Source organism: Acidovorax sp. GW821-FHT09B03, assembly GCF_059418305.1.
Genome location: NZ_JBWKPP010000001.1, coordinates 411,509 through 426,608, shown reverse-complemented (window position 1 = coordinate 426,608; position 15,100 = coordinate 411,509). Strand labels below are relative to the sequence as shown.

Annotated in this window: 9 protein-coding genes; all 9 read right to left on the bottom strand. The window is 60.4% G+C overall.

Annotated features, from left to right (window positions below):
• Positions 1 to 3 precede the first annotated feature (3 nt).
• Complete coding sequence (locus AC07PA_RS01905) at positions 4 to 1,317, bottom strand: McrC family protein (RefSeq protein WP_494603610.1); 1,314 nt, start codon at positions 1,315 to 1,317, stop codon at positions 4 to 6.
• Positions 1,314 to 3,308, bottom strand: a complete 1,995-nt coding sequence (locus AC07PA_RS01900; protein ID WP_494603612.1) for an AAA family ATPase — start codon at positions 3,306 to 3,308, stop codon at positions 1,314 to 1,316. Before AC07PA_RS01900 ends, AC07PA_RS01905 begins: the two co-directional genes overlap by 4 nt.
• 4 nt (positions 3,309 to 3,312) lie before the next feature.
• The gene (locus tag AC07PA_RS01895; protein WP_494603614.1) at positions 3,313 to 4,008 is read right to left on the bottom strand and encodes a M48 family metallopeptidase; all 696 of its coding nucleotides are present in this window, start codon (positions 4,006 to 4,008) and stop codon (positions 3,313 to 3,315) included.
• Positions 4,005 to 7,343, bottom strand: coding sequence for a type I restriction endonuclease subunit R (locus AC07PA_RS01890; RefSeq protein WP_494603616.1), 3,339 nt, complete (start codon positions 7,341 to 7,343; stop codon positions 4,005 to 4,007). The genes AC07PA_RS01895 and AC07PA_RS01890 overlap by 4 nt, the downstream gene beginning before the upstream one ends.
• Positions 7,344 to 7,357: 14 nt before the next feature.
• Positions 7,358 to 8,626, bottom strand: a complete 1,269-nt coding sequence (locus AC07PA_RS01885) for a restriction endonuclease subunit S (protein ID WP_494603618.1) — start codon at positions 8,624 to 8,626, stop codon at positions 7,358 to 7,360.
• Positions 8,619 to 11,105 carry a type I restriction-modification system subunit M gene (locus AC07PA_RS01880; protein WP_494603620.1) on the bottom strand — a complete coding sequence of 829 codons (2,487 nt, stop codon included), beginning with the start codon at positions 11,103 to 11,105 and terminating at the stop codon, positions 8,619 to 8,621. The genes AC07PA_RS01885 and AC07PA_RS01880 overlap by 8 nt, the downstream gene beginning before the upstream one ends.
• A 233-nt stretch (positions 11,106 to 11,338) precedes the next feature.
• A complete protein-coding gene (locus AC07PA_RS01875) occupies positions 11,339 to 11,704 on the bottom strand; it encodes a nucleotide pyrophosphohydrolase (RefSeq protein ID WP_494603622.1) in 366 nt (121 codons plus the stop codon).
• A gap of 24 nt (positions 11,705 to 11,728) precedes the next feature.
• Positions 11,729 to 12,226 carry a DUF4124 domain-containing protein gene (locus tag AC07PA_RS01870; RefSeq protein ID WP_494603624.1) on the bottom strand — a complete coding sequence of 166 codons (498 nt, stop codon included), beginning with the start codon at positions 12,224 to 12,226 and terminating at the stop codon, positions 11,729 to 11,731.
• A 142-nt stretch (positions 12,227 to 12,368) separates the two neighbouring features.
• Positions 12,369 to 14,975 (bottom strand): DNA topoisomerase (ATP-hydrolyzing) subunit B, encoded by a 2,607-nt coding sequence (gyrB, locus tag AC07PA_RS01865; RefSeq protein ID WP_494603626.1) that lies wholly within the window; start codon positions 14,973 to 14,975, stop codon positions 12,369 to 12,371.
• Between the last annotated feature and the right edge of the window lie 125 nt (positions 14,976 to 15,100).

Genomic DNA, 15,100 nt, shown 5'->3' with positions numbered 1-15,100 from the left:
GTCTCAGGCAAACGAAGGGCCGCGTTGTGTTTGGAAGAAAAAACTATCCAATCCCGAGTCAGTGGAAAGAAGAAGTAGACGATTTTTTAAGCAGAAGGGCAGTACCCACAGGCGCATCCTGACGGCCGTCGGAAAGTCAAAGACGGGCAACGGTTCTGTGAAGGCGTCCGTCTTTGGGTAGATCAATACGATATCCCCGTTGCCGTCCAGGTAGTGGTGACCATAGGCGTACAGTTGATAGAAGTCAGTCTGGCTGAGTTGGTACTTCTCTCGCCCGTTCTTCTTCGCCGCATCCAGCAGCTTCCACTTCGTATCCAGGACCAAACGCGTGGTTTGCTTCTGCTTGACCAGCAGGTCGGGCTTCAAGCGGAACCATCGCTGATCGACATGCGCAACGAGGTGCTGGCTGCTTGCCTGCGCCTTCAAGACAAAGTCAGCGCGTAACTGCCTTGCCAAGTGCTTCTCGACATAGGCCTCGAACACCGCCTCCATGGGAAACAGCAGCGACGGGGCATGATGCTTTCCCATCCCAGAGATGGGGCTGAGTCCCTGCAGGATCAGCTTGGCCCAGTCCAGTGCGGACTCGTAGTAGCCCATTCCTCGATCCAGCCTGATTCGCTGAATGTCTTGGACAACATCGACTGACGGCGGAACACCTGAAAAGACAAAGCTGAGTTCGCGCGCGATACGCTGGCTCTGCTGTGATCGGCACAGGGTCAGAACATGGCGAAGCGCCGTGTGAATCAGGCGGTTCTCTGCACGGTCCTGCGAAAACTCTTCATGCTCGGTAAAGAACCGGTCACGCCTGACCAGATTCTGGGAGATCTGCCGTGCCACCAACAACCGCCCACGAAGTGCAAAGAGGTTGTCCTGTCGCGCGACATAGTCACTGCGCAGTCCGCGTTTGACGAGCGAACCGACGGCCAACAGGAACTGCTGGATGAAGACCTCCAGGAGGGGCATGCGCTCAGCGACCAAGTCCGCGCTGGCTGTCTTGATGTGCCGAAACCCGGCCAGGCACTTCAACATCTCGATGAGGAGCGCGCGTGCTTCGTCAGGTGACGTATTCCTCCCAGTCTTTGGCAGTACCTCGATCTGAAATCCGCATGGGGCGCGAATGACGCCCACATAGCTTGTGACCTGAATGGCCCGCTGGCCGCTCAGGTGGGTCGGCTTGAGCCAACCAGGGGCATCGTCATCATTTCGCAGGGACTGCATGTCCAGCCAGGCGAAGACACGTCTGGGCACAGCAAGTCCGACCGCTCCGGCCTTTGCTTCGACGACCTTGTCGAACTCAAAGATCGTCAGGGAATTCATCCGGCTGTCACGGCAGGTTTGGGCGCATAGATGCCGACGTAGGCATCCGGCTGATCGAGCGCGGCTGCGTTCAACTGGTAGCGAGAACGAATCGCGTACTGATCCAGCTCGTGCTCGCGGCCGAACAGAGCCAGCAGGTCCTCCTCGCGGCCGATTTCATGCACGAATTGGTGGTCCTGCTTGGCCTTCTGGTTATCGCCCAGAACCAGTCGAATCTTCTGCCAGCCATCGAAGAAATACTCCTCCAAGAGCGGGATGATTTTGTTCCTGAACACGGTCCTCAACTCATTGAAGCGATCGGCATCCTTCAGGTCTTTGATGCGTGTGAAGTAGGCATGTCCCACCGTGTGGTCGCGGTCGTACAGGGCCTCGATCCGCTTGTTCAGCATGGTCAGCATCTGCTCGATGTTGATGTCCACGCCGTTGTGAGAGACGATGGTGCCAGCCAGAACCGAGGGCTTGGGCATCGACTCGATGAACTCGAAGCGGCGGCGAAGCGCGGTATCGACCAGTGCCAACGAGCGGTCGGCCGTATTCATCGTCCCGATGACGTCAACGTTCGACGGCACGCTGAAACTCTCTGCGGAATACGGCAACGTCACGGCGACGGGATACTTCGCGCCCTCGCGTTTGTCGACTTCCACGAGTGTGATGAGCTCGCCGAAAATCTTGCTGATGTTCCCGCGATTGATCTCATCGATCACCATCGCGTACTGCCGCGACGGGTTCTTCCGCGCCCGGTCACACAGCCTCAAGAAGGCGCCTGGTTTGATCTCGTAGCGCACCTCCCCATTCGAGGCGGAGACTGCCTCGCTGTCCGCCGCATGTTTCTTGCCCCGCTTGGTTATGACGGGGCGCAGGCCCTCCACGAACTCTTCATACCCATAGGACTGGTGGAAGGTGACGAACTCGTAGCGCTCGCCATACTCTGCATCGGTGTAGTCAGACACGAGCAGGGCCTGCAAATCGAACGTCTTGCCGGTGCCGGGTGGGCCGTAGTAGATGACATTTTTGGGCGGCTTGTCGCTCTTGGGCTCGTCCTCAATGTCGTAGTCGTCGGGCCAGTAGCCGTTGCGTCCAGAGCGCGCCCCGAGCTTGGATGGCCAACTGCCTTCGTCCTTGTCGGCGGCCTCGAAGAGCTGAACAAGCTCGCTCGTCAGATCGGTCGGCTCAAGCTCATCCAGTCCGGCGAATGCGGACCAACTGACCCGGATTCCATCCTTGCGCAAGAACAGCCATCCGACTGGGCCGCCTTTCACGACACCCTTTTCCTTGCGTCCGAAGCGCAGCTGGCTGTTGGTGGCCCGGGTGAACCACCAGTCCAGCCCCATTTCGTTCACTGCACGAGCAAGTCGGCCGAACAGCTCAGTCGTGGTGCTGGTCCACAGCGGCTGCCGTTCAACGAAGTCCTCGTGCCCCTTGAAATGGTGCAGCAGTGACGCCTGGTCTTGCCCTGCCGAAAGCCCCAGCTGGTCGGCGACGTCGTCGTAGGTCAGTTTGAAGTTCTTGATCGATTCGACGCTCCAGTCGACCAGCGCGGTGAAGTCCAGTGCGAGCCCTTCGGCAGCTGACTTGATGGCCACGATGGGCGAGGATGTCAATGGTCCTCGGATCTGCTCGTACTTCTTCCGCAGCGCCGGGTCGTTGACCTTGATATCCACGAGGTCGATCTTGACGACGAACCCAAGCTCGGCGTCGATGCCAACGGTGTAGGCCAGGCCATCTGGTGCGTTCTGTGCCGGGTAAATCCGAGCCCAGTTGTAGTGGGTGAACTTCTTCTGCCACTGGTCGGTCGGCTTCCGGACGGTCTTGGTCTTTCCGTCCTTGAACAGTTGCTGTTGCAGCGCCTCGGCCCAATGCTTGGTGACGTCGTAGGCTTGGCCCAGCTCCTCATAGACGCGCTGTTGCTCCGGGTTGGTCTTGTCGTAGACCGTCCCTTTCCATTTGTTCAACAGCTTGAAATGGTCGTTGCTGAAGTAGTTCTGTGCCATCGTTTCAAATTCCTTCAACGTCCATGCCGTGCTCGGCCAACCAGATCTTTCGCCGTTCGAAGTCAGGCAGTGCTCGCTCGACTCTCTGCCAGAAATCCGGCGTGTGATGCGGTTGATGCAGATGTGCCAGTTCATGCACGACCACGTACTCGGCAATGCGTGGCGGCAGCAGGATGGTCTTCCAGTGGAAGTACAGCCAGTCGCCTTTGCCGCATGAGCCCCAGCGGTAGCCTAGGTCCTGCACTTTCAGGCCGACGGGCTGGACCTCCATGCGCGCCACGTAGTCCTGCACCTTGTCCCAAAGCCATACCTTGGCCCGGGCGCCGTACCACTGAATCAAATGGCTCCGGGCGGTATCGACCAAGTCGCGGCGCAACATGAAACGCCCGTTGAGCAGCTTCAAAGCGGCGTCCTGCTCATCCACCAAGCGCAGCCGGTAGCTTCGACCCAGGTATAGAAAGCCCTCGCCATCGACATAGCTCTTGGTCGGCACGGCCTTCTGCAGGCGATCCTTCTCGGCCAGCTTGGTGTAGATCCAGAAGCGCTTTTCCAGAACGAATTCGCGCAGACATTTCTCCTCGACATCGGGAGGAGCCGATAGCACCAACTCACCGCTACGATCGACTGTGATCTGCAGCGTTCTGCGCCGAGTGCTCGGTTTCAGCTCGAAGGAGAGATCGTCTACGGTCAGCACGCTCATGCCTTGGTCAACCTCTCATGGTTGGCGCGGGCCAGTTCGAGCAGGCGATCTTTCAGGGCTGACGCATCACTGGGTGCAATCAGGCGGGATGTGCGCAGCGTTCTGAAGATGCGCGCCCCCAATGCGTCTTGTGCCGGGCGCTTGTGTGGCTCCCAGAAGGTGTCGGTCAGTTCGCCGGCAATCATGTCGACCAGCTCCACCGTCAGGTCGCGAATCTTCAGCAACTGCTCGTCAAATGGGCGCTCGGTGCCCACCACGGCCTCCAGTAGCATGCGCAGGAACGGCACGTAGTGTTCAGACATGTCAGGCAGGCCAGCGTCATCGCTGGAGTCGCCTGCGCGCATGTCGCTAATAATCTTCTGCAACGCTGCAATCAGGTCATCCCACTGGTCCGCCAGCGTCTTCAGGATCTCGTTCAGTCGTTCGCTGAGTTTGCGGAACAGCACCGGGTCCTCATCCAGATGCTTGCGGATGTGCGAGCGGATGGCGTGTTCCATCTCGGACGCCTTGGCGCGGTCGTTCGCCTGGCGAGACAGATGCGAATCGAACTCCGCGTCGGTCAGCGCAATCGGCGGAATCTTGGGATCGACACCCAGAGAAATCACATGGTCGTCGATCAGCTTTCGGACCTTGGCGCCTACGTCCTTGCCCAGAACCGGCGTGTCCTTGTAGCGGTTGCGGGCTCGGGCGTAGATGTATGAGAGGGTCTTGGCGTCTTTGGAGAAGGGTAGGCCCTCCGGGCGCGGTAACACCATGTCCAGCGAACCGAGGAACTGCTTGAGCTTGACGGTGAATTCCGCGCGCAGCCGCTCGTCCGCCAGCACTTCAACGCAGGTCTCCACGTCATCAAGTGACTCGATGCTGCGGCTGCGGAACAAGTCCACCACGCGCAGATACCGATCGCGCAGCGCCGGCACCTCGTCTTTCAGGCTTTGCAGTGCGCCCTGAATGTCCTCGTCGGCGTAGGCCGCCAGGGCTTCCTTCAGGTGCTGTGCGACGCCGTAGTAGTCCACCACGATGCCGCAGCGCTTGCCGAACCCCGTGCGGTTCACGCGGGCAATGGCCTGTAGCAACTCCGCCTCGCGGATCGGGCGGTCGAGGTACATCACGCCTTCAATCGGCGCATCGAAGCCGGTCAACAGCATCGACTTCACGACCAGGAAAGCCAGCGAATCGGTCTTCTCTGGCTTGGTGTGGAACAGCGGCTTCTTGAAGCGCTTGATCCGCGTCTCGTTGGACGCAGCGTCCGTCCATTGCTTCCAGGCCGGATCGTCGTTGTTGCTGCCCGAGATCACCGCCGCGAACTCGATATTCTTCAGGGTGTCGCGGTAGCGCCAGGCCTGCACGATGGCCTGCTCCTTGGGCGGCCGCTGGCCCAGCGCCTCGTCGTCCAGCGCCTTGTCTTCCAGTGGCAGCGCGTCGGCTTCGGCCAGCAGTTCGGCGCGTGCGTTTTCAAACGCAGCTACATAACGCACCGCCGCCAAGCGGCTGTAGGCCACCACCTGCGCCTTGTAGCCGTTTGGCAGGATGTTGGTCACATAGTGACGCAGCATGTCGCGCGCCTTGTCGGCGATCAGCCGCGGGGCGTCGAAGATCGGGCCCTTGGTGGCGTGCTTCTGCTTGATCGCCTCCAGTTCCTCTGCACTGCGATCACGGAACAGGTCCTCAAACAGCTCGTCCAGGGTGGCGCCGTCCTTGACCGCACCTTGCGCCGTGCGCCCCTCGTACAGCACGGGCACGGTCGCGCCGTCTTCCTCGGCCTCTTTGATCGTGTAGCGGTCGATGAATTCGCCGAAGACCTCGTGGGTGCGCTTCTTGTCACCCATGATGATGGGCGTACCGGTGAACCCGATGCGCGCGCAGTTGGGCAGACCGGCCAGCAGGTTGGCGTGCAGGTCACCCGCCTGGGTGCGGTGCGCCTCATCGACGAGCACTAGGATGGTCTCGTCCTCGTTCAACACCGCGAAGGTCTTCGCGGCAGGCTTGGCGACAACATAGGCCGCCGTAGGCTCTCGCACGCCTATCGGCCCCTCTTGCCAGCCGTCCGGAATGTCGTCCTCGGTCAAGCCCGGTTCACCGGCGGTATCCGGGTCACGGTACTTCTGGATTGTGGCGAACAGCAGCCCAGGTCCCTTGCGGCGCGCAAGCTTCTGCACGGCCACCGTTGACGTAGCCACTTCCACGACCTCACCGGTCAAGGTCGCCGTGGCGCTGAGCTGGTCCTGCAGGTCTTTGCGGTCCGTCACCACCACCACCTTGAACCGGCGCAAGGCTGCGTTCGTGCGCAACTTGCGCACCAGGAACACCATGGTCAGCGACTTGCCCGAGCCCTGGGTGTGCCAGATCACGCCACCGCGCCGGTCGTACTCGCCGTCTTGCAGGCGGGTCTGCCCGCTTTGCAGGCGCTCAATTGCCTTGTTCACTGCGCGGAACTGCTGGTAGCGACACGCCACCTTGATGGTTTGCCCGCCGGCCTGCATGAACAGGGTGAAGTGGCGCACGATGTCCAGCAGGTTCGCCTTGTTGAGCATGCCCGCCACCATCCGCTGCTGCTCGGACAGTGCGGTCACCCCCAGGCTGGCGGCAACGTCTTCTTCGCGGGCTGGGGTCACGGTCTTCCAACTGGCAAAGTGCTCGAACAGGCCGCCGATGGTGCCCACCCGCGCTTCGTCGAAGCTGGACGCAATCAGCAGCTGGTTGGTGAAGAACAGCGGCTCGTTGCCCTCGTTGTCTTCCACTTCATAGTTGGCATGCCGCTGGTTGCTGTACCGGCGCAACTGGTCGATGGCCTCACTCAGCGGCTCCGGGACGGAGGGGCTCTTGCACTCCACCACCACGAGCGGAATGCCGTTCACCAGCAGCACCAGGTCCGGCACGATGAAGGCCTTGCCGCTGTTGTAGCCCGGCGGGCAATCCACGCGGTACTGGTTGACGACTGTGAAGCTGTTGTTCTCGGGAGTGTCCCAGTCGATGAAGCGGATGGTCTGGCCACGCCCACCATCCCAGCCCGGCAGGCCATCGACCGTGAGGCCAAGCAGCAGCGACTCCGTTGCAGCCTGGTTGGCTTCGATTAGCTTGGGTCGCGCAATACGCGTGATCGCCGCCACCGCTTCGGAGAGGCGTCCCTCGTCCAGCCAGGGCACGGCTGCCCCATGCACCTCGCGCAGGTTAATCTCTGCCAGCTTGGCGCGCAGCACACCTTCCTGGATCACCTCGGTGAAGTTCGCGCGGCCGGTGGCAGCGGGCTCGTCGATGCTGCCCGTGACGTGCGTCCACCCGAGGCTTTCCAGTTGCTCGACAAACGGCTTTTCGACGTCTTTGAGTTCCCATCCCATAGTCTGGCCCTTTTTTATGGCGTCATCAATGGCGTGACACGGACGCGGCCAGTCAGGAGGTCGTCCATGAGGCCAGCCTTCGATTGCCTTAATTTTTGGAGTTGAATCGCATTTAACTGGATGCTATTCTCAACAGCCAAAACGCGGTCAGCAATTAACTCTGCTTCGTCAGGCGGCAGGATTGGTACTACCAAGCCCAATACATCGGTTCCCTTTATGTTCTTCTGAACCCCGCCCTCAGATAGCTTTTCAAGTCGTGGCCTACCGAGAGAAGAATTGAAGTAGCGCCTGAAAAACTGGTTGATTCTCAGGTCCGCTAAGCGGAACCTAATCAGAAAGGCGCCAGGTACTACTGGAAGTTCGTGCCCTAAAAAAACACCCGTGACGCCGCATGTTCCACTTCGAGAGATAACGAGGTCGCCTCTCTGCAGTAAATGCTCTGAGAAGGTCGATGGATGAATTGCAGCCCGAGGCATAGTCGCTAGTGAAATCTCACCTTCGTCATCCATATCGGTTGTGCGCAAGGTCGCTAGAGGCCCGTTCTCGTCATAAGCATCCGAAGGGAAACGTGGCCCAAAAGCACTCGAAGAGCACAAGCTGCCAAAGGGCCCAAACTTCCACTCGCGTGGAATCCAGCCCAACGGCGACTCTTGATAGAGTTCCGGCGCCACAACCTGACTTGAGCGCAGCCCGCCATTGGCATCCACGCCCCGCGTCAGCAGGTCCTTCAGCAGCCCCTTTTTTACCTGCTTCAGCTTCCCGACGATGGCCTCAGTCTGATAGATTGTCGTGTCGAGGGTACTCAGCAGCTTTGCAATAATAGGCAGTTCAGCAACCGGAGGAAGTCGCAACGGAAGTGTTTGCAAATCGGTTTTGCTAATCGCCTCAAAGGTTGTGCCTTGGGCAACGCGCCTGAGTTCTGCTGACTGATGTTGGATGAATTGTGCAGCTAGGTTCGGCTCGATGCCATGAAGCCGAATCCCGGCAAGACCACGACCAATGCAATAGTCGCGATCTGCGATATTTACGGCCCCAACAGGTGCCCGTACTGAGATAAGGACATCGCTCGCTTTAACCAACTTTGCCGGTCGGATACAGCCGAATTTTGGAGAAGGTGAAACCACGCCGAATTCGGCATTACCCTGGAGAAAAGGGTGGCCAACGTAGGGATCTTCGAAGACAAATCGAGAATCAGGTGACTGCCCCATTTCAATATGAGAGATTTCGCCAAGGTTGTGTTTTTTAAAGTCCTTGCTAAATCCAAACTCGTCCAGTTCAGACATAGTGAAGCCCCTTTAGAAATTTTTGGAGCTGGTTGGCCGCAGCATCGCGATCATGCTCGATATCGGTCAGCGTTATCTTGTACTTGTCCCACCAATTTTCGAAGGCGGCCACGATATGTTGACGCTGGCCGGTGACGTAGCGCTCCACAATCTGCTTCATGTCGGCGTGCAGGATGTTCAGCAGGAGCTCACTCGCTGCATCGGCGTCCAAACTTGTCACTGATTTGTTCAGCTCCAGAGTCAAACTGTCGCTTTTGGCTTTGATTACCTTCTTCAGTGCGGCTAGCTCTTTCTTCCAAGCCTTGACCTGCTTTTCATCAACGGCGTTTTCCTCGTTCGCATCTTCGTCGCCGACGGCTTCTTCGCCTTCCTCGCTCTTTTCTGGCGTAGCGGCCTTGATCTGACCTTCCAACTCCAGCTTTTTACCGTCCAGCTCCTCCAGCTCTGTCACGAAACTGCCCATCAGGAACTTGACCAGCTTGTGCTCCAGCGGGCTCTCCTTGGAGATCTTGTCTTCCAATGCAGTGACGATGCTGGTGCGCCAGGCATCAACCACGCCATGCGAGCCACGGGCCATCAGGGTGAGGAAGTCGTACTTGGTCTGGTTCCAAAAGCCGGCCACGATGCCGCGAACCTGGAAGGGATCGAGCAGGCCAATCTGCTCCAGTGAACCGTTGAAGCTGGCCAGCAGCTCATTGCGCAATGCTACAAAGCTTTGCGCCCCCGCCAGATCGGTGATGCGCTGGCCATGGGCTGTCCACCACGCCTCGAAGGCGGCGCGGATGGCGGCTTCCTTAGCCTGCAGCCCCGCATTGGACTCGATGGCAGGTTTGAGCTCGGTCTTCGCGGTGAAGCTGGGCTTGAAGTCGTAATATGTGTCGTCCCGCTCGACAAAGAAGTCCGTCGGGTTCAGGCCGTGGGCGTTGAACAGGGCCTTCTTCGCCAGGTCCGACACCTCGGCCTTGGGGACGCCACCCAGCAAATGGGCGCGCACGTCATGCGGCTCGGGCGGTGGCGCGTTGTCGGCATAACGGCGGATGTTGAGGTTGTAGCCGTTGGCCTTAAGCGTTGCGGTGTCTACGATGGCCGAGAAGCCCGGCTCCTCTTTGTAAGCCTCAAAGGTGGTGACGATCTTCTCGATGTGCTCGGGCATCAGGAAGTTCTGCGCCCGCCCTTGCAAGAACTCGCGGTCAGCGTTGATGAACAGCACCTTGCCCTGGCGCTCCTTCGGCTTGCCGCTGACTCGCTCAGCGCCGTTCTGCACGCGCTGGCGCAGCACCAGGATGCACGCTGGGATGCCCGTGCCATAGAACAGAAATGGGGCTACACCGATGACGGCTTCCAACAGATCGTCCTCGATCATTCCGGCACGGATCGTTCGCTCTTCGCCGCCTCGGAATAAAACCCCATGCGGCATGACAGTGGCGATCTGCCCACCGTCGGCCAGCACTGCGACCATGTGCTGCAAGAACATTAGATCGGCCTTCTTGGCTCCCAGAGGCACCTCGCCGTAGTTGAAGCGCTCCGCGCGGAACTCCGGAGCCCACGCGGACTGGCCACTCTGGTCTTTGTCGGGCGTGCCCCAAGGTTGTGAAAAGGGCGGGTTTGCCAAGATCCGATCAAAGCGTCGCAATTCCCCGCCCTTGACGTGCTGTGGTTTGGCCAAGGTGTCTTCGTTGTGCAGGTCGGCCGTGCTGATGCCATGCAGCAGCATGTTCATTTTGGCAATGGACCAAACTGTGCCGCTGTCTTCTTGACCGTAAAGGTTCGCTTTGCGTCCTTCCTGTCCTGCCTCGTCGATGTATTCCTTGGCGCAGATCAGCATGCCACCGGAGCCGCAACAAGGGTCGTAGATGTGATGTTTCAGCTCGGGCTTTATTAGCCGCACCATCATTCGTACCACCGAGCGCGGCGTGTAGAACTCGCCGCCTTTCTTGCCAGCAGAGTCGGCAAAGTCGCCGATCAAGAACTCGTAGGCGGCACCAAGCAGATCCGGGAACTCAAAGTCTTCGTTGCGCAAGCGGTGCAAGCCAAAGTGGTTGATCAGCGAACGCAACTTGATGTCTGGAATCTTGCTCTGTCCGACCTTCTTCGTGAAGTTGATGTGCTCCAGCACGTCATAGAGACTGGTGTTACCGGTTTCCAGGCCAGCCAAGGCCTTGTTCAGGAAGTCGCCAATGTTCTGGTGCGCGTCGTTGAGTAGGTACTCGTAGCGTGACTGGGGTGGTACCCAGAACGAGCCTTCTTCCATGTACCAATCTTTCTGATTGGCGCTCTCGATGGCTTCGGCCTGGCTTAAGCCAGCCGCCAGTTCTTCTTTGATGATCTTCTCGCGGTGCTGGTCGAACACGTCGGAGCAGCGCTTGAGGAACAGCATCCCGAAGATGTATTCTTTGAACTCCGATGCATCCATCTTTCCTCGGAGGATATCTGCAGCTTTGAAGAGGTGACGTTCTAGTTGTGGCAGGGTTAAAGGCATCTCTGCATTTTCACTTATTGCTTCGACAAGCCCGCACGTCCAAGTGACAAATAGATCCCGCGACCTTCAAATGAGGGAACGGGACCAGCTTGCTTCCTTCAAGCAGAAATTTCGGCTAGCCAGTGTCATGCAGTGATGTGATCGCTTTACCCTGTCACAAGCTGTGCCCGTATTTGGATCGAAAGATTGGCTTTGTGGGCGTCGACGCTGACAGCGGCACACGAGGCGGTTGACTACACCTCGTCGTACTTGCGATTGCTTCCCCGCGCTTCCTCCACCGGATACTTCCTCCCATTGATCTCCATCTTCGCATTCGCCACCTCGATCAGATCGACATCCAACGCCGTGGCCATCTGCACCAGGTACAGCAGCACATCCGCCATCTCCTGCGCCACGGCCTGCTTCTTGTCCGTAGACAGGTTGCGGCTCTGCTCCTCGGTCAGCCACTGAAAGTGCTCCAGCAGCTCGCCGGCCTCCACGATCAGGGCCGAGGCCAGGTTCTTGGGCGAATGGAACTGGCCCCAGTCGCGCTGCTGCGCGAAATCCTGCAGGCGCAGGGCCAGTTGCTGGAGTGATGCGGGGTGTTGGGATTGGGGCATGCCCAGTGATCGTCTTTCTCCGCGTTAGCGGCAGTTCTCTGCCACGTCGCGCTGTGCTGCGGCCATTTCCGATTGGCGCTTGCTGTCGTCCAGGTACTGCTTGTCGCCCTTGTTGTCGTACTGGAACACGGGGCGCGCTGTCTTGAGGGTGCCCAGGTTGCGGCGCGCGGAGTTGCAGCGGGATGAGCGGTTGTACGCCTCGGCCTGCTGGCGCGCCTGTTGGGTGGCCTGGGCGTCGGCGGTTTGCGTACTTCCCGTGCCGGCGCCGGTGCTGCCTGCGTAAGGCGAGCGCTGCCGCGCTGGCGGGGCACTGGGCGGAAGGGGGTCGCTGGAGGGCGGGGTGACCTTGATGTTGACGCTGCCCCCGGTGCCGCCGCTCATGTGGCAGGGCTGGTCCTGGAAGGCGGTCTTGCCGTCAGGCTGGGTGCACTTGTACGTCTGCGCCCATGCAGACGGTGCGGCGGCGGCGGTCAGTGCCAGTGCGGCAACAGCAGCGGCGATGGTGGTGAGTGGCTTGGGCATGGCGTGGTGAGTCGAATGATGGAGGTCAGGGTCGAGACGGGCCTATTACAGCACCAGAAAGAACAACGCCCGGCATGGGCCGGGCGTCTTCGGTTCAAGCGGTGCTTGATGGGTGTTGATCGGATAGCTAACTATCCAACTATCAAACGTCGATGTTGCCCGCACGCAGCGCGTTGGTCTCGATGAAGTCGCGGCGCGGCTCCACCTCGTCGCCCATGAGCATGGTGAACACGCGGTCGGCCTCGATGGCGTCGTCGATCTGCACGCGCAGAAGGCGGCGCACGTTGGGGTCCATGGTGGTTTCCCACAGCTGCTCGGGGTTCATCTCGCCCAGGCCCTTGTAGCGCTGGCGGCTGGTGCTGCGTTCGGCTTCGCTGATGAGCCACTTCATGGCCTGGCGGAAGTCGCCGACCTTTTCTTCCTTCTGCTTTTCGCCTTCGCCGCGCAGGGCCTTGGCGCCCTCGCCCAGCAGGCCGCGGAAGGTTTCGGCCGCCTCGGCCAGGGCCTGGTAGTCGGCGCCGTGCACAAAGTCCTGCGTGATGACGCTGCTCTTGATGTTGCCGTGGTGGCGGCGGCTGATGCGCAGCAGGGGCTTGTCAGTGCGGGCGTCGAACTCGCCGGCCACTTCGGCGGGGGCGCCGGTGGTGTTCAGCTCGCGCAGCTTGGCCTGCAGGGCCACGGCACTGGTTTCGGCCTCGGCCACCGTGTCGAGCTTCAGGCTCACACCGTCGGCCACGGCGCGCAGGGCTTCGGCGTCCATGAAGTTGCTGAGGCGGGCAATCACGCTCTCGGCCACCTGGTGCTTGCGCGCGAGTTCGCCCAGGGTCTCGCCGGTCAGCACCTGCGGGTTGGCGCCGCCGGTGCTCACGCTGGCGTGGTTCAGCGCAATGCGCAGCAAGAAGCCGTCGAGCGCCGGTGCGTCCTTCAGGTACAGCTCTTCCTTGCCGGCCTTCACCTTGTACAGCGGTGGCTGGGCAATGTAGATGTGGCCGCGCTCGACCAGCTCGGGCATCTGGCGGTAGAAGAAGGTGAGCAGCAGGGTGCGGATGTGGGCGCCGTCAACGTCCGCATCGGTCATGATGATGATGCGGTGGTAGCGCAGCTTGGCCACGTCGAAGTCATCGCCACCGGTGGTGCCGCCGGCCTTGCCGATGCCGGTGCCCAGGGCGGTGATCAGCGTCAGGATTTCGTTGCTGGTCAGCAGCTTTTCGTAGCGGGCCTTTTCCACGTTCAGGATCTTGCCGCGCAGCGGCAAAATGGCCTGGAACTTGCGGTCGCGCCCTTGCTTGGCAGAGCCACCGGCGGAGTCACCCTCGACGATGTAGATTTCGCACAGGGCGGGGTCTTTCTCCTGGCAGTCGGCCAGCTTGCCGGGCAGGCCCATGCCGTCGAGCACGCCCTTGCGGCGGGTCATTTCGCGGGCCTTGCGGGCGGCTTCGCGGGCGCGGGCGGCCTCCACGATCTTGCCGCAGATGATCTTGGCGTCGGCCGGGCGCTCCTGCAGGTAGTCGGTCAGCAGCTTGCCCACGATGTCTTCCACGGGGGCGCGCACTTCGCTCGATACCAGCTTGTCCTTGGTCTGGCTGCTGAACTTGGGCTCGGGCACCTTCACGCTCAGCACGCAGCACAGGCCTTCGCGCATGTCGTCGCCGGTGACTTCGACCTTGGCCTTCTTGGCGAACTCGTTTTCTTCGATGTACTTGTTGATGACGCGGGTCATCGCGGCGCGCAGGCCGGTCAGGTGGGTGCCGCCGTCCCGCTGGGGGATGTTGTTGGTGAAGCACAGCACCTGCTCGCTGTAGGCGCTGTTCCACTGCATGGCCACTTCCACGCCGATGTGCGTGCCGGGGATGCCACCGTAGGTTTCGGCCGGGCGCTCGCCTGCGGCGTAGAACGAGTTGGGGTGCAGTACCGTCTTGCCCTTGTTGATGAACTCGACGAAACCGCGCACGCCGCCGGCGCCCGAGAAGTCGTCTTCCTTGCCGCTGCGCTCGTCCTTCAGACGAATGCGCACGCCGTTGTTCAAAAAGGAGAGCTCACGCAGGCGCTTGGCCAGGATCTCGTAGTGGTAGTCGTTGTTCTCTTTGAAGATCTCGGTATCGGGCAAGAAGTGCACTTCAGTGCCGCGCTTTTCGGTCTCGCCGGTCACCTTCATGGGGCTCACTTCGAAGCCGTCCACGGTGTCGAGCAGGCGGTCTTGCACGAAGCCGCGCGCAAACTCGATCTGGTGCACCTTGCCTTCGCGGCGCACGGTCAGGCGCAGCCACTTGGAGAGTGCGTTCACGCAGCTCACGCCCACGCCGTGCAGGCCGCCCGATACCTTGTAGCTGTTCTGGTTGAACTTGCCGCCGGCGTGCAACTCGGTCAGCGCGATTTCGGCAGCGCTGCGCTTGGGCTCGTGCTTGTCATCCATCTTCACCCCGGTGGGGATGCCGCGGCCGTTGTCGGTCACGCTGATGGAGTTGTCGGAGTGGATGGTGACGACGATGTCGTCGCAGTGGCCGGCCAGGGCCTCGTCGATGGAGTTGTCCACCACCTCGAACACCAGGTGGTGCAGGCCGGTGCCGTCGCTCGTGTCGCCGATGTACATGCCGGGGCGCTTGCGCACGGCCTCCAGGCCTTCGAGGATGGTGATGGAGCCTTCGCCGTAGCTTTCGCTGGCGCCGGCCTGGTTGGTGTCGATCTTGTGCGGAACGGGCTCACCAGTGCCGGTGGGTTCTGGCTCGGGCAGGTTGTTGTCAGCGGTCATGGTGGGCCTTGGGATCCGTGGAGGCCCGGGGGGCCTCCGATGTGTCTGTCAATAAGGTTCAAATAGGGCTCTGGTCCCCATCATATGGGGGCGAGCAGCTATCAAATCAATAGCTCGTGCGGGGT

Coding starts and splice junctions, on each gene's coding strand:
- AC07PA_RS01885 (WP_494603618.1), bottom strand. CDS start 8,626: ATGTCTGAACTGGACGAGTTTGGATTTAGCAAGGACTTTAAAAAACAC.
- AC07PA_RS01905 (WP_494603610.1), bottom strand. CDS start 1,317: ATGAATTCCCTGACGATCTTTGAGTTCGACAAGGTCGTCGAAGCAAAG.
- AC07PA_RS01895 (WP_494603614.1), bottom strand. CDS start 4,008: ATGAGCGTGCTGACCGTAGACGATCTCTCCTTCGAGCTGAAACCGAGC.
- AC07PA_RS01890 (WP_494603616.1), bottom strand. CDS start 7,343: ATGGGATGGGAACTCAAAGACGTCGAAAAGCCGTTTGTCGAGCAACTG.
- gyrB (WP_494603626.1), bottom strand. CDS start 14,975: ATGACCGCTGACAACAACCTGCCCGAGCCAGAACCCACCGGCACTGGT.
- AC07PA_RS01880 (WP_494603620.1), bottom strand. CDS start 11,105: ATGCCTTTAACCCTGCCACAACTAGAACGTCACCTCTTCAAAGCTGCA.
- AC07PA_RS01870 (WP_494603624.1), bottom strand. CDS start 12,226: ATGCCCAAGCCACTCACCACCATCGCCGCTGCTGTTGCCGCACTGGCA.
- AC07PA_RS01900 (WP_494603612.1), bottom strand. CDS start 3,308: ATGGCACAGAACTACTTCAGCAACGACCATTTCAAGCTGTTGAACAAA.
- AC07PA_RS01875 (WP_494603622.1), bottom strand. CDS start 11,704: ATGCCCCAATCCCAACACCCCGCATCACTCCAGCAACTGGCCCTGCGC.